Here is a 16690-nt window from a genome sequence, read left to right on the forward strand (position 1 = left end):
ATAGGACGAGCCATCAGAGAGAATTTGCGGCGCTGAGTTTTCAATCGCGCCACAAGAAGCGTCGCGACGGGCATCGCGACGCTGAGCGCATCAGGCGAAACGGCACGCCTGCTCAAAACTGAGGCGCGGCAGACGCGGGTGCAGTTTTGATGCTTCACCATAGCCGAGGTTAATCAGCAGGTTAACCTGATACTGACCGTCGGGGAAAAAGGCGTCATTGACTTTGGCCGGATCAAAACCGGACATCGGGCCGGCATCCAGCCCCAGCGAGCGGGCCGCCAGAATCAGATAACCCGCCTGCAGGCTGCTGTTACGGAAAGCGGTCTCTTTCGCTGCTTCCGGGCTGCCGGTAAACCAGCTGCGGGCGTCAGCATGCGGGAACAGCGCGGGCAATTGTTCATAAAATTCGCGGTCCCAGGCGACAATCACCGTGACCGGCGCGCTCATGGTTTTTTCGAGGTTGCCGGAAGAGAGCGCCGGTTTCAGCTTCTCTTTGCCTTCCGCCGAGGTCACGAAAACAAATCGCGCGGGCGAGCAGTTTGCCGAAGTCGGGCCCAGCGCCGTTAAGGCATAGAGCTGCTCCAGCAGGGCGTTATCGACTGGCTTAGCCTGCCAGTAACTGTGGGTGCGGGCGTCGGTAAACAGCGTGTCCAGTGCGGCAGTGTCGAGCGGTGTACTCATGCAACTCTCCTGTTTCAGGCGAAAAATTTCGCCCAAGGGTATCCACGTATAGGGTTTGCGTCCGGTCCGGCGGAATGAGGCGGGGATTGTTCACCGCAATCCGTAGCCGCACGTCAGATCGGCGCTTCAACCGTTATACGGCAATGCCGGGCCGCCGCAAAATAACATATCAGCAAGAATCACCGCAGGCAGGATGCAAAAGGATGGCGGTGGCGTGATTAGCGAGAGGAAGGATCAGGCCCGACGGCGGGAGGCCGTCGGGCCGGCAAATCAGCGGTTATTTACCGATACAGAAGCTGGAGAAGATGCGGCCCAGCAGATCGTCAGAGGTGAACTCGCCGGTAATCTCGCTTAGCGCCTGCTGTGCAAGGCGAAGCTCTTCTGCCAGTAACTCACCGGCCCAGGCACCCAGCAGCTGCGCTTTGCCCTGAAGTAAGTGAGTCGCCGCTAACTCCAGCGCCTGCAGATGACGACGACGCGCCAGGAAGCCGCCTTCCATATTGCCGGCGAACCCCATGCTCTGCTTGAGATGGTCACGCAGTTGATCAACGCCCGCGCTGGTCCGGGCCGACAGCCGAATCAGTGAGTGACCATTTACTTCAGTCAGCCCGAGAGGTTCGCCAGTGACATCCGCTTTATTCCGCACCACGGTAATCGGCAGTTCAGGCGGCAGACGTGAGACAAAATCAGGCCAGATGGCGGCGGCTTCGGTGGCGTCGGTGGTGGTGCCATCGACCATAAACAGCACGCGATCGGCCTGCTCGATCTCCTGCCAGGCGCGCTCAATCCCGATACGTTCCACTTCGTCGCTGGCCTCACGCAGACCGGCGGTGTCGATGATATGCAGCGGCATGCCATCAATATGAATATGCTCGCGCAGCACGTCACGGGTGGTACCTGCGATATCCGTGACGATGGCGGCATCCCGGCCCGCCAGCGCATTCAGCAGGCTCGATTTGCCCGCGTTAGGCCGTCCCGCAATCACCACTTTCATGCCTTCGCGCAGCAGGCTGCCCTGACGCGCCTCAGCCCGCACGCCATCCAGATCGGCCATCACCGCATTCAGCTGCGCTTCGATTTTGCCGTCAGAGAGGAAATCGATCTCCTCGTCCGGGAAGTCGATGGCGGCTTCAACGTAGATGCGCAGATGAGTCAGCGCTTCCACCAGTTGATTGACGCGGGTAGAGAAGACGCCCTGCAGCGAATTGACCGCCGAACGGGCCGCCTGCTCTGAGCTGGCATCAATCAGATCGGCTATCGCCTCGGCCTGCGCCAGATCGAGCTTATCGTTGAGAAAGGCGCGCTCAGAAAACTCACCAGGCTGGGCGATGCGTACGCCGGGCAGCGCCACGATGCGCTTCAGCAACAGATCGAGGATCACCGGGCCGCCGTGGCCCTGCAGCTCCAGCACATCTTCACCGGTAAACGAGTTTGGCCCCGGAAACCACAGCGCAATGCCCTGATCCAGCACGCTGCCGTCGGCATCGGTGAACGGCAGATAGTCGGCATAGCGTGGCTTAGGCAGTTTACCCAGCAGCTGCTGCGCCACCTCGGCGGCTCGTGCGCCAGAGACGCGCAAAATGCCGACGCCGCCGCGTCCGGGCGGCGTGGCCTGGGCAACAATAGTATCGCTGTGGCTCATAAATTCTCTCTCGCTACAAAAAACAAAGGCGGTCGCTTTGACCGCCTGAGGATAGACCGTTTAGGGCGGGATCGCTCCCGCTTTACATCGCTTAGGCTTTCTTCTTGTCGCGGCTATGCAGACCGCGTTTTTCCAGGCCGCGATAAATCAGCTGCTGCTGGAGAATGGTCACCAGGTTGCTGACGATGTAGTACAGCACCAGACCTGACGGGAACCACAGGAAGAACACGGTGAAAATCACCGGCATGTAAGTCATGATCTTCTGCTGCATCGGATCGGTCACGGTGGTCGGTGACATCTTCTGAATGAAGAACATGGTGATGCCCATCAGAATCGGCAGGATGTAGTACGGGTCCTGCGCAGAGAGGTCATGGATCCACAGCACAAACGGCGCGTGACGCAGTTCTACCGAACCTGACAGCATGTAATAGAGCGCCAGGAAGATAGGCATCTGAATCACCAGCGGCAGACAGCCACCCAGCGGATTGACCTTCTCTGCTTTATACAGCGCCATCATTTCCTGGCTCTGCTTCTGCTTGTCATCACCCAGACGTTCACGCATCGCCTGAATCTTCGGCTGCAGCATACGCATCTTGGCCATCGAGGTGTACTGCGCTTTGGTCAGCGGGTACATGATGCCGCGCACGATGAAGGTGATCACGATAATGGAGAAGCCCCAGTTACCGATAAAGCTGTGGATAAATTTCAGCAGTTTGAACAGCGGCTGAGAGATAAACCACAACCAGCCGTAATCCACGGTCAGATCAAGGTGCGGCGCAATCGCTGCCATCTTGTCCTGAATTTCCGGGCCGACCCACAGAGTCGCACCGAGGTTCTGCTGTGCGCCCGCGGCAATCGTCACCGGCGCAGATTTGTAGCCAATCGCCGCCACGCCATTACCCAGGTTACTGGTATAAAGGGTGTTAGTGCCTTCGGTACGCGGAACCCATGCGGTTGCGAAGTACTGCTGCAGCATCGCCACCCAGCCGTTGCTGGTGGTGGTGCTCAGGTTCTCGTTATCGGCGATGGTGTCGAATTTGTACTTCTCATATTTCGACTCGCTGGTGGAGTACGCCGCACCACGGAAGGTATGCAGTGCAAAGTTGTTGCTGCCGGTATCACGGTGCTTAGGCAGATCAATGGTCTGCTTCAGCTGGCCAAACAGCGACACTTCCAGCGGCTGCTGGGTGGTGTTGTTGACGTGATAGTCGACGTTAACCGCATATTCGCCACGCTTGAACACGAAGGTTTTGGTGTAAACCACGCCGTTCTCAGCGGTATAAGTCATCGGCACACGCAGCTCGGACTGGCCTTCAGCCATCTCGAAGTGATCCTGCGTGGTGGTGAACAGTGGACGTGCGCCATTGTTCGGGTTGTCCGGGCCATTACGGCCGGTCAGACCACTCTGTGCCTGATAAAGGAACGATGGCGTCGTTTCAAGCAGCTGGAACGGCTGGTCGGAACCCAGTTTGTCCGGGAAAGTCAGCAGCTGTGCTTGTTCAACATCACCGCCGCGGGTGTTGATATTTAATGACAGGACATCAGTCTTAACGGTGATCGTCTGGCCCTGACCGCTGGCCGGTACACCCTGACTGGCGGCATCACCCGCTACGCTGTTTGTGTTTTGTGTGGTCTGCGTCTGCTGTGGCTGCGGAGCGTGGTCCGTCTGCCAGGCTTGCCAGATCATAAAAGACACGAACAGAAAAGCGATGAGAAAGAGATTGCGTTGCGAATCCATCGTTAATGTTCTCTGGTATCAAAGGTTTTTGGCGGCACAGGATCGTCACCACCCGGGTTCAAAGGGTGGCATTTTAATACGCGTTTTAACGTCAACCAACTGCCTTTTATCACGCCGAACCTGCGTAATGCCTCAATTCCGTATTGAGAGCAGGTCGGATGAAACCGACAGTGTGGTCCCAGTAATGGACTGATGCCGCGTTGATAGACGCGTATCAGGACGATCAGGAGCCGCGCGCCAGGCGACAGTGACGACGCCATAATTTCTCCAACGCTTCCGCCAGCATACGGTTATCCAGATCGGCAACCCCCTTCTTCGCGACCACCACGAAGTCCATCGACGGCAGTTCATGTTGACGCAGACGAAAGCTTTCGCGGGTCAATCGCTTGATCCGGTTGCGTTCGTGGGCGCGTTTCACATGTTTTTTAGCGACGGTGAGACCGATGCGGGGATGCCCCAGCGCGTTAAGGCGGCCGAGAATAGTAATTTGCGGCGTGCCAGCCCGTTGTGGCTGCTGGAAGACGAAAGTGAAATGAGTGGGAGTTAACAAGCGTAACTCCCTGGGAAATGCGAGCTTACCCATCAGGGTTAGCTTTATTACTTAGAAACGGTCAGACGAGAACGGCCTTTAGCACGACGACGTGCCAGAACCTGACGACCATTTTTTGTAGCCATACGAGCACGGAAACCGTGTGAACGGTTGCGCTTCAGTACGGACGGTTGAAAAGTGCGTTTCATGGCGGTTTCTACCTAAACTTGAAAATTTTCACTGGGTGACGCGTTTCGGGCCAATAAATCGACCGACGCCTCAATGTGTCTTTAATAAAGAGGCGGGATTGTAATAATTGTACAGTCCCGAGTCAATTTACTTCGCGTGCAGCAGTACCTGAAAACACGGATACAGCCCGCTGAGTCCGGGCATTGGGCTTAACGCGACAACGCCGGGTGACGAATTATACGGGCTCCCGGTCAAAGCGCAAGGATCGCACCGGATCTTATTGCGATCAAATTGGCGGATCGTGGGGATAAAACGAGAAGTCGCCCGAAAATCTGACGCATTCAGCCAGATTCCTGCTGGTTTTTCCTGCAACTGGCGTAAACTTCTCTGCGCGCCTTTCGCCTGTGGATAAAAAGGATCAAAACTGTGTAGAAAGGGAAGATCTCTGTCTCGCTTTGCGCTATGATCCGCCCTTCCGCTGACGATCCTCCGGTGATTGCAGGATGGAAAACCGCTGATAGCGGTCGCAGGCGCTTTCTTACGTCTGTGTCAAAAATGAACGTTTCTTAGAGTAACGCCTACTATTCTTATCGAATTTGTACGAGTGGAGTCCGCCGTGTCACTTACGCTTTGGCAACAGTGTCTTGCCCGTTTGCAGGATGAGCTTCCTGCCACCGAATTCAGCATGTGGATTCGTCCACTACAGGCTGAGTTAAACGACAATACGCTTGCCTTGTATGCTCCAAATCGCTTCGTACTCGACTGGGTTCGGGACAAATACCTCAACAGCATTAACGCATTACTGAATGAATTTTGCGGGCCAAACGTACCGTTATTGCGTTTTGAAGTGGGGACACGCCCGGTTCAGCAAACGGCCGCTGTCAGCCAGCCGGTGATGGCCAGCGTGAGCGCGCCTGCTATTCCGGTACAGAGCCACATCCGTCCGGCCCCGACGCAGATTATGCGTCCAAGCTGGGATAACGTGCCGGCGCCCGCTGATGTGACCTATCGCTCGAATGTGAATAACCGCCATAACTTCGATAACTTCGTTGAAGGTAAATCTAACCAGCTGGCGCGCGCGGCGGCACGTCAGGTGGCCGATAATCCAGGCGGCGCGTATAACCCGTTGTTCCTTTATGGCGGCACCGGTCTGGGGAAAACTCACCTGCTGCACGCGGTGGGTAACGGCATTATTGCGCGTAAACCCAATGCCAAAGTGGTTTACATGCACTCCGAGCGCTTCGTCCAGGACATGGTCAAGGCGCTGCAGAACAACGCGATCGAAGAGTTTAAGCGCTACTACCGTTCGGTCGATGCGCTGCTGATCGATGATATTCAGTTCTTCGCCAATAAAGAGCGCTCGCAGGAAGAGTTCTTCCACACCTTTAATGCCTTATTAGAAGGCAATCAGCAGATCATCCTGACCTCGGATCGTTATCCAAAAGAGATCAACGGGGTGGAAGATCGTCTGAAGTCACGTTTTGGCTGGGGGTTAACGGTGGCGATCGAGCCGCCTGAACTGGAAACGCGCGTGGCGATCCTGATGAAGAAAGCGGATGAGAATGACATTCGTCTGCCTGGCGAAGTGGCCTTCTTTATTGCTAAGCGGTTACGCTCCAACGTGCGTGAACTGGAAGGCGCACTGAATCGCGTGATCGCCAACGCCAATTTTACCGGTCGGGCGATCACCATCGACTTCGTGCGCGAAGCGCTGCGCGATCTGCTGGCGCTGCAGGAAAAGCTGGTCACCATTGATAATATTCAGAAGACCGTGGCTGAGTACTACAAAATTAAGGTCGCGGATCTGCTGTCCAAGCGCCGCTCGCGTTCCGTGGCGCGTCCGCGCCAGATGGCGATGGCGATGGCTAAGGAACTGACCAACCACAGCTTGCCAGAAATTGGCGATGCCTTTGGCGGTCGCGACCACACGACGGTGCTTCATGCCTGCCGCAAGATAGAGCAGCTGCGTGAAGAGAGCCACGATATTAAAGAAGATTTCTCTAATCTCATCAGAACATTATCTTCCTGACGCTATGAAATTTATTGTTGAACGTGAGCAGTTACTGAAGCCGCTGCAACAGGTAAGCGGCCCGCTAGGCGGTCGCCCGACGCTGCCGATCCTTGGAAACCTGCTGTTGCAGGTGACGGAAGGAACGCTGTTGCTGACCGGTACCGATTTAGAAATGGAGATGGTGGCGCGGGTTGCCCTGACGCAGGCGCATGAGCCTGGCGCAACCACCGTGCCGGCACGGAAATTCCTCGATATCTGTCGCGGATTGCCGGAAGGCGCGGAGATCACCCTGGCGCTGGAAGGCGATCGCATGTTAGTGCGTTCCGGCCGCAGCCGTTTCTCGCTGTCGACCCTGCCCGCCAGCGATTTCCCGAATCTCGACGACTGGCAGAGTGAAGTTGAATTTACCCTGCCGCAGGCGACGCTGAAACGGCTGATCGAAGCGACCCAGTTTTCCATGGCGCATCAGGATGTTCGCTACTACCTCAACGGGATGATGTTTGAAACCGAAGGGGAAGAGCTGCGCACCGTAGCCACCGACGGTCACCGTCTGGCGGTCTGCTCAATGCCGATCGGCCAGGCGCTGCCGAGTCATTCGGTGATTGTGCCGCGTAAAGGGGTGATTGAGCTGCTGCGTCTGCTGGATGGCGGCGATAATCCGCTGCAGGTCCAGATTGGCGGCAGCAATATCCGGGCGCACGTCGGTGACTTTATCTTCACATCGAAGCTGGTTGATGGTCGTTTCCCCGATTATCGCCGCGTATTGCCGAAGAATCCCGATAAAGCGCTGGAAGCGGGCTGCGATCTGTTGAAGCAGGCCTTTGCCCGCGCGGCGATCCTGTCGAATGAAAAATTCCGCGGCGTTCGCCTCTATATCACCGAAAATCAGCTGAAAATCACCGCCAATAACCCTGAACAGGAAGAAGCGGAAGAGATGCTGGACGTCAGCTACAACGGCACCGAACTGGAGATTGGCTTCAACGTCAGTTACGTGCTGGATGTACTGAACGCACTGAAGTGCGAAAACGTTCGTCTGCTGCTGACCGACTCGGTATCGAGCGTGCAGATTGAGGATGTGGCGAGTCCGGCGGCGGCCTATGTCGTGATGCCCATGCGCTTGTAGAATATATCGGCCTGGCTTACTTGCCATTCTGATTCCGGGCAGTGCTCGTCCCTGGTCACATACTTCAGTATGCTCCCAGGGCCTGCGCGCTGGCCGGAACCAGACTGGCTGCGACGCCGACGGCCTGGTGACTGGGATACCGGGCAAACTGGCTTCGACGTTAACGCCCTGGATCGGCAGGTCAAATCCCAGGCCCAAAACTTTATTGCCCTTCACGCTGGACTGATTCATGGCTTTAACCCGCCTCCTAATCAAAGATTTTCGTAATATCGAACAGGCTGACCTGGCATTAGCGCCCGGCTTCAATTTTCTGGTCGGCGCCAATGGCAGCGGTAAAACCAGCGTATTAGAGGCGATTTACACCCTGGGCCACGGCCGGGCGTTTCGCAGCCTGCAGGCGGGCCGCGTGATCCGTCATGATGAGGCAGCGTTTGTGCTGCATGGCCGGCTGGAAGGTAAAGAGCGGGAAATCGCTGTCGGACTGACCAAAAACCGCGCCGGTGACAGCAAAGTACGTATCGACGGCAGCGATGGCCACAAAGTAGCCGAACTGGCGCAGCTGTTGCCGATGCAGTTAATCACTCCCGAAGGGTTTACTTTGCTCAACGGTGGCCCCAAATACCGTAGAGCCTATGTCGACTGGGGCTGTTTCCATAATACGCCCGGTTTTTTCAACGCCTGGAGCAACCTGCGCCGCCTGTTAAAACAGCGTAACGCCGCGCTGCGCCAGGTGTCACGCTACAGTCAGATCCGTCCCTGGGATCAGGAGCTGGTGCCGCTGGCAGAACAGATCAGCCTGTGGCGCGCCGAATACAGTGCGGCGATTTCGGCGGAGATTACCGCCACCTGCAGCCAGTTCCTGCCTGAATTTGATCTGCGCTTTTCGTTTCAGCGCGGCTGGGATAAAGAGAGCGATTACGGCGAGTTGCTGGAACGTAACTTTGAGCGCGATCGCGCCCTGACCTATACCGCCAGCGGTCCTCATAAAGCCGATTTTCGTATTCGGGCTGAAGGGACGCCGGTGGAAGATTTACTCTCACGCGGGCAGTTAAAACTGCTGATGTGTGCATTGCGTCTGGCACAGGGCGAGTTCCTGACAAGCCAGAGCGGACGCCGCTGTGTTTACCTGATTGATGACTTTGCCTCGGAACTGGATGACAGCCGTCGACGCCTGCTGGCGGAGCGGTTAAAAGCGACCCAGGCACAGGTGTTTGTCAGCGCAATTTCTGCCGAGCATGTAATCGACATGACCGATGAAAAGGGCAAGATGTTCCGCGTGGAACAGGGTAAAATAGCGGTTCAACCTGAAGATTAAAATGAGCGAGAAACGTTGATGTCGAATTCTTATGACTCCTCAAGTATCAAAGTCCTGAAGGGGCTTGATGCGGTACGCAAACGCCCGGGCATGTATATCGGCGATACCGATGACGGTACCGGTCTGCATCACATGGTATTCGAGGTCGTGGATAACGCAATCGACGAAGCGCTCGCTGGTCACTGTAGTGACATCGTGGTTACCATTCATGCGGATAACTCCGTTTCGGTGCAGGATGATGGACGCGGCATTCCAACCGGTATTCACGAAGAAGAGGGCATTTCCGCCGCTGAAGTGATCATGACCGTGCTGCATGCCGGCGGTAAGTTCGACGATAACTCCTATAAAGTCTCCGGCGGTCTGCATGGCGTCGGTGTCTCGGTGGTGAACGCCCTGTCACAGAAGCTGGAGCTGACCATTCGTCGCGAAGGCAAAGTACACCAGCAGGTCTACGTCCATGGCGTGCCGCAGGCACCGCTGTCGGTGACCGGCGAGACCGATTTGACCGGTACCCGTGTGCGCTTCTGGCCAAGCCACGAAACCTTTACCAACGTGCGCGATTTTGAGTATGACATTCTGGCGAAACGCCTGCGTGAACTCTCATTCCTCAACTCAGGCGTGTCGATTCGTCTGGAAGATAAGCGTGATGGCAAGTCTGACCATTTCCATTATGAAGGCGGCATCCGGGCGTTTGTTGAGTACCTCAACAAAAACAAAACCCCGATTCACCCAACCGTGTTCTATTTCTCTACCGAGAAAGATGGCATCGGTGTGGAGGTGGCGCTGCAGTGGAACGACGGCTTCCAGGAAAACATCTACTGCTTTACCAACAACATTCCACAGCGCGACGGCGGTACCCACCTTGCCGGTTTCCGTGCTGCGATGACCCGTACCCTGAATGCCTACATGGATAAAGAGGGTTACAGCAAGAAAGCCAAAGTCAGCGCCACCGGTGATGATGCGCGTGAAGGCCTGATCGCCGTGGTTTCGGTAAAAGTACCGGACCCCAAATTCTCTTCACAGACCAAAGATAAACTGGTCTCGTCTGAGGTGAAATCGGCGGTTGAGCAGCAGATGAACGAACTGCTGGCGGAGTATCTGCTGGAAAACCCGTCAGACGCCAAAATCGTGGTCGGCAAAATCATCGACGCTGCCCGTGCGCGTGAAGCCGCGCGTCGTGCGCGTGAAATGACCCGTCGTAAAGGCGCGCTGGACCTGGCGGGTCTGCCAGGCAAACTGGCGGATTGCCAGGAGCGCGACCCGGCGCTGTCAGAAATTTACCTGGTGGAGGGTGACTCCGCTGGCGGCTCGGCTAAACAGGGCCGTAATCGTAAGAACCAGGCGATTCTGCCGCTGAAAGGTAAGATCCTCAACGTTGAGAAAGCGCGCTTCGACAAAATGCTCGCCTCGCAGGAAGTGGCTACGCTGATCACCGCGCTCGGTTGCGGCATTGGTCGCGACGAGTACAACCCGGACAAGCTGCGCTATCACAGCATCATCATCATGACCGATGCCGATGTCGATGGTTCGCACATCCGTACGCTGCTGCTGACCTTCTTCTATCGTCAGATGCCGGAAATTATTGAGCGCGGCCACGTTTATATCGCGCAGCCGCCGCTGTATAAAGTGAAGAAAGGCAAGCAGGAGCAGTACATCAAAGATGATGACGCGATGGATCAATACCAGATCGCTATCGCGCTTGATGGTGCCACGCTGCACACCAATGCCAGCGCCCCGGCGCTGGCCGGTGAGCCGCTGGAGACGCTGGTCTCTGACTTCAACAGCACCCAGAAGATGATCAAGCGTATGGAACGCCGTTATCCGCTGGCCCTGCTGCGCGCGCTGATTTATCACGATACGCTGAGCGATCTGAGCAATGAAGCGGAAGTAACCGGCTGGCTGAACAGTCTGGTGAGCTACCTCACCGAGCGCGAAGCGCACGGCAGCACCTACCTGGCGCAGGTGCGTGAAAACCGCGAGCTGAACCTGTTCGAACCGGTGCTGCGCGTCCGTACCCACGGTGTGGATACCGACTATCCGCTGGAAGCCGATTTCATTCAGGGTCCTGAGTACCGCAAAATCTGCGGCCTCGGCGGCAAGCTGCGTGGACTGCTGGAAGAGGATGCTTACATTGAACGTGGTGAGCGTCGTCAACCGGTGGCCAGCTTCGAGCAGGCGATTGAGTGGCTGGTTAAAGAGTCACGTCGTGGCCTCTCAGTACAGCGCTACAAAGGTCTGGGCGAGATGAACCCGGAGCAGCTGTGGGAAACCACCATGGACCCGGATAGCCGTCGTATGCTGCGAGTGACCATTAAAGATGCGATTGGCGCTGACCAGCTGTTTACTACCCTGATGGGCGATGCGGTTGAACCGCGCCGCGCCTTCATCGAAGAGAATGCGCTGAAAGCCGCCAACATCGATATCTAATCGGCTGCTGACGTAACAGGCCATCACGCGAGTGATGGCCTTTTTTTTTGCGCAGCCGTCTGAAAACCACGGCGATTGCCCCATGTTGCCTGCAGGCTGCGATCGCGATCACTTTTTAGCCTGCGTCCCTCTCTTACTCTTGTCTCTCTTTGCGCCTCTGTGGCGCACTATTCTGTTCTGACAGGGAGTTAAACCATGATTATTTGCGATCGTCGCGATTGGGCCAGAGAACGTCACGCCTTTCATCCGGTGGTTGACCAGGCGATAAGCTGGATTGCTGAGACCGATTTCAGCCAGCTCGAAACCGGCAAATATGCCATTCTGCCGGACGATAAAATGTTCTGTCTGGTGCAGGAGATGATGACCGAGCCGGCCAGTGCGCGTAAGGCTGAGTCCCATTTTAGCTACATCGATATCCAGTATCTGCTTGAAGGCACTGAAAATATCGGCGTGGCCCGGGCGCATCCGGATCAGCAGGTGACCGAAGATTTTGCCCAGCAGCGCGACGTGGTTTTTTATCAGCAGACGCTGAACGAATCGATGATCACCCTGACGCCCGGTATGTTTGCGCTGTTTTTCCCGCACGACGTGCATCGGCCCTGCTGCGCGCCCGCCGAACCAGCCCGCATCCGAAAAGCCGTGATTAAAATCCACCGCGATCTCTTTACCGGCTAAGCTCCGGGTGTCAGTCATTTGTCATCGCTTGCCACTAAACTGGTCAATGTGAGCTGAATCGCGCTAGCATTGAGTAAAACCCAGACGCAACGAGGACCCTATGGCTATTAAATTGATCGCTATCGACATGGATGGCACCCTGCTTAATCCGCAACACGAAATCACGCCGGGCGTGAAATCCGCCCTGGATCGCGCCCGCCAGCAAGGGGTTTCGATTGTACTGACCACCGGCCGGCCGTTTGTCGGTATCCAGCGCTATCTGATGGAGCTGGATATGCAGACGCCGGGGCAGTATGCGATCAGTAACAACGGTGCGCTGGTCCATCAGGCCGAAGACGGTGAATGCGTGGCGGAAGTGACGCTGACCTTTGACGACTATCTCTACATTGAGCAGCTGGCGCGTGAGCTGGGCGTGCATTTCCAGGCCTTCGACAAATCTCACCTCTATACGCCGAACAAAGACATCAGTGAATACACCATCCACGAAGCGAGCCTGACCGGGATTCCGGTGCGCTACCGCGCCGTTGACGAGATGGATCGCGCCACCCGTTTTCCCAAACTGATGATGATCGATCGCCCTGCTCTGCTGGACGCGGCGATTGCCCGTCTGCCTGAACAGGCGCGCCAGACCTACACCATCCTGAAGAGTGCGCCTTACTACCTCGAAATTCTTGATCGCCGGGTTAACAAGGGCCAGGGCGTAAAAATGCTGGCGGAGAAACTTGGGCTGAAGCAGGAAGAAGTGATGGCGATTGGCGATCAGGAAAACGATCTGGCGATGATTGAGTATGCCGGCACCGGAGTAGCGATGGGTAATGCCATTGATTCGGTTAAGAAAATCGCCCAGTTCGTGACCAAAACCAATATGGAAGATGGCGTCGCACACGCGATTGAAGAGCTGGTACTGTAAATCGTCCGTTTTGTTGCTGACAGGCTACAGCGCAACAGATTGTCTGTTTTGTGATCAGGATTGTAGTACAACCTTGATAGGTGGTACTACAATTTTTGCTCAGGCATGGGCCGGGCAAAGGAACACAGACAGTGGAAAAGCAGGATGTCAGCAAAACCGATCGGATTCTTTTAACGCTGGGCGAAGAGATTGTCTCCGGCCAGTTTGCGGCAGGCCAGCCTTTGCCCGCCGAGGCGGACCTGTGCGAACGGTTCGCTACCTCCCGTAATATCATCCGCGAAGTCTATCGCTCCCTGACCGCGAAACGCCTGATTGAAATTAAGCGTTACCGCGGCGCCTTTGTCACTCCGCATCAGCAGTGGAACTTCCTCGACAGCGACGTGCTGCAATGGTCGTTAAAGCACAATCACGACCCGAAGCTCATCGCCGCGATGAACGATGTGCGGGTGCTGGTCGAGCCACAGCTGGCGCGCTGGTCAGCCGAACGCGCGACCTCACAGGATTTAGCCGGTATCGAGCAGGCGCTCAACGATATGATCGCCTGGCACGACGATCGTGATGCCTTTAACGAGGCCGATATGCGCTACCACGAGGCGCTGCTGGCCTCTGTGCACAATCCCATTCTGCAACAGCTCAGCATCGCGCTGGTTCAGCTACAGAAAGCAGTGTTTGCCCGCACCTACCGCGCCGATCGCGACAACATGCCGCAAACCCTGCGTGAACATCAGAACCTGTTCGATGCCATTCGTCATCAGGATGCTGACGCCGCAGAAGCGGCGGCACGCGCCATGATCGCCAGTTCAACCCAACGCCTGAAGGAGATCGTGTGAGTCACTATATCGCGCTCGACTGGGGCTCGACCAACCTGCGCGCCTGGTATTACCGCGACGGTGAGTGCCTGGAGAGCCGACAATCTGAATCAGGCGTGACGCGCTTAAACGGCCGCAGCCACCAGCAGGTATTTGACGAAATCACTCAGCACTGGCCGGTGGATGCGGTGCCGGTAGTGATGGCGGGCATGGTGGGCAGCAACGCCGGCTGGCTGCCCGCGCCTTATCTTTCCTGCCCACAGGCGCTGGACACCCTCGCGGCGCAGCTGACCGTGGCCGGTGAAAAGCGCTGGATCGTGCCGGGATTAAGCGTCAGCCGCCGCGATAATCACAACGTGATGCGCGGTGAAGAGACCCAGCTGCTGGGGGCGCAAACGCTGGCACCGGCGGAACTGATCGTGATGCCCGGCACCCATTCCAAATGGGTGCAATGTGAAGGACGTTACGTCACCGATTTCCGCACTCTGATGACCGGCGAACTGCATCATCTGCTGCTGAACCACGCCCTGATCGGCGCCGGTTTACCGCCACAGCAGCCGGATGCGGCGGCCTTTCAGCGCGGGCTGGAAACCGGCATCAACGATCTGTCCCTGCTGGCGCGACTGTTTGAAGTGCGGGCGCAGCATCTGCTGGGCGCGCTGGCCCCCGAGTCGGTCAGCGATTTTCTCTCCGGTTTACTGATCGGCCATGAAGTCGCCAGCCAGCAGGTGTCCCCGACGCTGAGCGGTCCGGTGACGCTGATTGCCAGCGAGTCGCTGGCCCGGCGTTATCAGGCGGCGTTTGCCCTGCTGGATATCCCGCTGCAATGGCTGGAGGGCGATCGCGCCTTCCAGCATGGAATAAGGAGAATTATCGATGACCTTACCCTTTAACCTGCCGCTGATTGCCATTCTGCGCGGCATCAGGCCGGACGAAGCCGAAGCACACATCAGCGCCCTGATTGAGGCGGGTTTTGACGCGATTGAAGTGCCGCTCAACTCACCCGACTGGCAACAGACCCTGCCGCAGATGGTGCGTCAATTTGGCGATCGGGCGCTGATCGGTGCCGGAACGGTGCTGAATGTCGCTCAGGTCAATGCCGTCGCGGCGGCGGGCGGCCGCCTGATTGTGACGCCGAATACCGATGCAGAGGTGATCGCCGGGGCGGTCAGACAGCAGATCTGGACGGCGATCGGCTGTGCCACCGCCAGTGAGGCATTCACCGCGCTGAACGCCGGTGCGCAGGCACTGAAAATTTTCCCGGCCTCGGCCTTTGGTCCGGCCTATATCAGGGCGATCAAAGCCGTGTTGCCGCCGGAAGTCCCGCTGTTCGCCGTCGGCGGAGTAACGCCTGAAAACCTGGCGGACTATCTGGCGGTCGGCTGCGTCGGTGCCGGACTGGGCAGCGATTTGTACCGCGCCGGTCAGCCGCTGTCGCGCACTGTAGAAAAAGCCCAGGCTTTTGTTGCTGCTTATAAGGACGCCGTACGATGAAAATTACTAAACTCACCACTTATCGCCTGCCGCCGCGCTGGATGTTCCTGAAGATTGAAACCGATGAGGGCGTATGCGGCTGGGGCGAGCCGGTGATTGAAGGCCGGGCGCGCAGCGTCGAAGCGGCGGTACAGGAACTGGGTGATTATCTGATCGGCCAGGACCCGGCGCGCATTAACGACTTGTGGCAGGTGATGTACCGGGGCGGTTTCTATCGCGGCGGCCCGATCCTGATGAGCGCCATCGCCGGTATCGATCAGGCGTTATGGGATATCAAAGGCAAAACGCTGGGCGTGCCGGTCTGGCAGCTGCTCGGCGGGCAGGTACGTGACCGGATGAAGGCCTACAGCTGGGTGGGCGGCGATCGTCCCGCTGAGGTGATTGCCGGTATTGAAACGCTGCGCGCCATCGGCATCGACACCTTCAAGCTCAACGGCTGCGCCGAGATGAGCCTGATCGATAACAGCCGTGCGGTGGATGAGGCGGTTAATACCGTGGCGCAAATCCGCGAAGTGTTCGGTAACCAGATTGAGTTTGGTCTCGATTTTCATGGCCGGGTCAGTGCGCCGATGGCGAAAATATTGATCAAAGAGCTGGAGCCTTATCGTCCGCTGTTTATTGAAGAGCCGGTGCTGGCCGAACAGGCAGAATACTATCCCCGTCTTGCCGCGCAAACCCACCTTCCGATTGCCGCTGGCGAACGCATGTACTCCCGCTTCGAGTTTAAGCGGGTGCTGGCAGCGGGCGGACTGGCCATCGTGCAGCCCGATCTTTCCCATGCTGGCGGCATCACGGAATGCGTAAAAATTGCGGCGATGGCGGAAGCGTATGACGTCGGGCTGGCGCCTCACTGCCCGCTCGGTCCGCTGGCGCTGGCCGCCTGTCTGCAGGTTGATTTCGTATCGCATAACGCCGTATTCCAGGAACAGAGCATGGGCATTCACTATAATCAGGGCGCAGAACTGCTTGATTACGTAGTGAATAAAGCGGATTTCGCCATGCACACGGGCAGCTTTGCCCCACTGATGAAGCCGGGTCTCGGAGTCGAGATCGATGAAGCGCTGGTGATCGAACGCAGCCGCGACGCACCTGACTGGCGCAACCCGGTGTGGCGGCACGCCGATGGCGCCGTTGCCGAATGGTAACC

Annotated in this window: 16 protein-coding genes; 10 read left to right on the plus strand and 6 right to left on the minus strand. The window is 57.1% G+C overall.

What is annotated here, in order from left to right; all coding sequences use genetic code 11:
• Positions 1 to 90 precede the first annotated feature (90 nt).
• From WFK59_RS19980 to rpmH, 6 genes are all read right to left on the minus strand, one after another.
• A complete protein-coding gene (locus WFK59_RS19980; protein ID WP_233985735.1) occupies positions 91 to 681 on the minus strand; it encodes a malonic semialdehyde reductase in 591 nt (196 codons plus the stop codon).
• A 277-nt stretch (positions 682 to 958) separates the two neighbouring features.
• A complete protein-coding gene (gene mnmE / locus WFK59_RS19985; protein ID WP_233985736.1) occupies positions 959 to 2323 on the minus strand; it encodes a tRNA uridine-5-carboxymethylaminomethyl(34) synthesis GTPase MnmE in 1365 nt (454 codons plus the stop codon).
• Positions 2324 to 2414: 91 nt separating this feature from the next.
• Positions 2415 to 4061 (minus strand): membrane protein insertase YidC, encoded by a 1647-nt coding sequence (gene yidC / locus WFK59_RS19990; protein WP_094119857.1) that lies wholly within the window; start codon positions 4059 to 4061, stop codon positions 2415 to 2417.
• A 2-nt stretch (positions 4062 to 4063) separates the two neighbouring features.
• Positions 4064 to 4321, minus strand: a complete 258-nt coding sequence (gene yidD, locus WFK59_RS19995) for a membrane protein insertion efficiency factor YidD (protein ID WP_072051038.1) — start codon at positions 4319 to 4321, stop codon at positions 4064 to 4066.
• Entirely contained in the window at positions 4285 to 4644 is a 360-nt protein-coding gene (gene rnpA / locus WFK59_RS20000; RefSeq protein ID WP_008926396.1) for a ribonuclease P protein component, read from the minus strand. Before rnpA ends, yidD begins: the two co-directional genes overlap by 37 nt.
• Before the next feature lie 14 nt (positions 4645 to 4658).
• Positions 4659 to 4799, minus strand: a complete 141-nt coding sequence (rpmH, locus tag WFK59_RS20005) for a 50S ribosomal protein L34 (protein WP_003849659.1) — start codon at positions 4797 to 4799, stop codon at positions 4659 to 4661.
• A 596-nt stretch (positions 4800 to 5395) separates the two neighbouring features.
• Here rpmH and dnaA point away from each other — a divergent pair.
• From dnaA to dgoD, 10 genes are all read left to right on the plus strand, one after another.
• Positions 5396 to 6808: a chromosomal replication initiator protein DnaA gene (gene dnaA / locus WFK59_RS20010; protein ID WP_031375181.1), complete on the plus strand. Its 1413-nt coding sequence runs from the start codon at positions 5396 to 5398 to the stop codon at positions 6806 to 6808.
• 4 nt (positions 6809 to 6812) lie between these two features.
• Complete coding sequence (dnaN, locus tag WFK59_RS20015) at positions 6813 to 7913, plus strand: DNA polymerase III subunit beta (RefSeq protein WP_233985737.1); 1101 nt, start codon at positions 6813 to 6815, stop codon at positions 7911 to 7913.
• 229 nt (positions 7914 to 8142) lie between these two features.
• Positions 8143 to 9228 (plus strand): DNA replication/repair protein RecF, encoded by a 1086-nt coding sequence (recF, locus tag WFK59_RS20020; protein ID WP_233985738.1) that lies wholly within the window; start codon positions 8143 to 8145, stop codon positions 9226 to 9228.
• An 18-nt stretch (positions 9229 to 9246) separates the two neighbouring features.
• Entirely contained in the window at positions 9247 to 11655 is a 2409-nt protein-coding gene (gene gyrB, locus WFK59_RS20025) for a DNA topoisomerase (ATP-hydrolyzing) subunit B (protein WP_233985739.1), read from the plus strand.
• 195 nt (positions 11656 to 11850) lie between these two features.
• Positions 11851 to 12330 (plus strand): YhcH/YjgK/YiaL family protein, encoded by a 480-nt coding sequence (locus WFK59_RS20030; protein ID WP_336757005.1) that lies wholly within the window; start codon positions 11851 to 11853, stop codon positions 12328 to 12330.
• Positions 12331 to 12430: 100 nt separating this feature from the next.
• Positions 12431 to 13240, plus strand: coding sequence for a sugar-phosphatase (gene yidA / locus WFK59_RS20035; protein ID WP_094119852.1), 810 nt, complete (start codon positions 12431 to 12433; stop codon positions 13238 to 13240).
• 131 nt (positions 13241 to 13371) lie between these two features.
• The gene (locus WFK59_RS20040) at positions 13372 to 14070 is read left to right on the plus strand and encodes a FadR/GntR family transcriptional regulator (protein ID WP_233985742.1); all 699 of its coding nucleotides are present in this window, start codon (positions 13372 to 13374) and stop codon (positions 14068 to 14070) included.
• Positions 14067 to 14942: a 2-dehydro-3-deoxygalactonokinase gene (locus WFK59_RS20045; RefSeq protein ID WP_336757008.1), complete on the plus strand. Its 876-nt coding sequence runs from the start codon at positions 14067 to 14069 to the stop codon at positions 14940 to 14942. Before WFK59_RS20040 ends, WFK59_RS20045 begins: the two co-directional genes overlap by 4 nt.
• The gene (locus tag WFK59_RS20050) at positions 14926 to 15543 is read left to right on the plus strand and encodes a 2-dehydro-3-deoxy-6-phosphogalactonate aldolase (protein WP_233985744.1); all 618 of its coding nucleotides are present in this window, start codon (positions 14926 to 14928) and stop codon (positions 15541 to 15543) included. Before WFK59_RS20045 ends, WFK59_RS20050 begins: the two co-directional genes overlap by 17 nt.
• Positions 15540 to 16688: a galactonate dehydratase gene (gene dgoD / locus WFK59_RS20055; protein WP_336757009.1), complete on the plus strand. Its 1149-nt coding sequence runs from the start codon at positions 15540 to 15542 to the stop codon at positions 16686 to 16688. Before WFK59_RS20050 ends, dgoD begins: the two co-directional genes overlap by 4 nt.
• Positions 16689 to 16690: the final 2 nt, after the last annotated feature.

This window comes from Pantoea sp. USHLN298 (assembly GCF_037149395.1).
Classification (GTDB): Bacteria; Pseudomonadota; Gammaproteobacteria; order Enterobacterales; family Enterobacteriaceae; genus Pantoea; species Pantoea astica.

Bases quoted from the DNA above. Each gene is read 5' to 3' on its own strand.
- dnaN (WP_233985737.1), top strand. From the start codon at position 6,813: ATGAAATTTATTGTTGAACGTGAGCAGTTACTGAAGCCGCTGCAACAG.
- yidD (WP_072051038.1), bottom strand. From the start codon at position 4,321: ATGGCGTCGTCACTGTCGCCTGGCGCGCGGCTCCTGATCGTCCTGATA.
- recF (WP_233985738.1), top strand. From the start codon at position 8,143: ATGGCTTTAACCCGCCTCCTAATCAAAGATTTTCGTAATATCGAACAG.
- rnpA (WP_008926396.1), bottom strand. From the start codon at position 4,644: ATGGGTAAGCTCGCATTTCCCAGGGAGTTACGCTTGTTAACTCCCACT.
- mnmE (WP_233985736.1), bottom strand. From the start codon at position 2,323: ATGAGCCACAGCGATACTATTGTTGCCCAGGCCACGCCGCCCGGACGC.
- WFK59_RS20030 (WP_336757005.1), top strand. From the start codon at position 11,851: ATGATTATTTGCGATCGTCGCGATTGGGCCAGAGAACGTCACGCCTTT.
- yidA (WP_094119852.1), top strand. From the start codon at position 12,431: ATGGCTATTAAATTGATCGCTATCGACATGGATGGCACCCTGCTTAAT.
- WFK59_RS19980 (WP_233985735.1), bottom strand. From the start codon at position 681: ATGAGTACACCGCTCGACACTGCCGCACTGGACACGCTGTTTACCGAC.
- dgoD (WP_336757009.1), top strand. From the start codon at position 15,540: ATGAAAATTACTAAACTCACCACTTATCGCCTGCCGCCGCGCTGGATG.
- gyrB (WP_233985739.1), top strand. From the start codon at position 9,247: ATGTCGAATTCTTATGACTCCTCAAGTATCAAAGTCCTGAAGGGGCTT.
- yidC (WP_094119857.1), bottom strand. From the start codon at position 4,061: ATGGATTCGCAACGCAATCTCTTTCTCATCGCTTTTCTGTTCGTGTCT.
- rpmH (WP_003849659.1), bottom strand. From the start codon at position 4,799: ATGAAACGCACTTTTCAACCGTCCGTACTGAAGCGCAACCGTTCACAC.
- WFK59_RS20050 (WP_233985744.1), top strand. From the start codon at position 14,926: ATGACCTTACCCTTTAACCTGCCGCTGATTGCCATTCTGCGCGGCATC.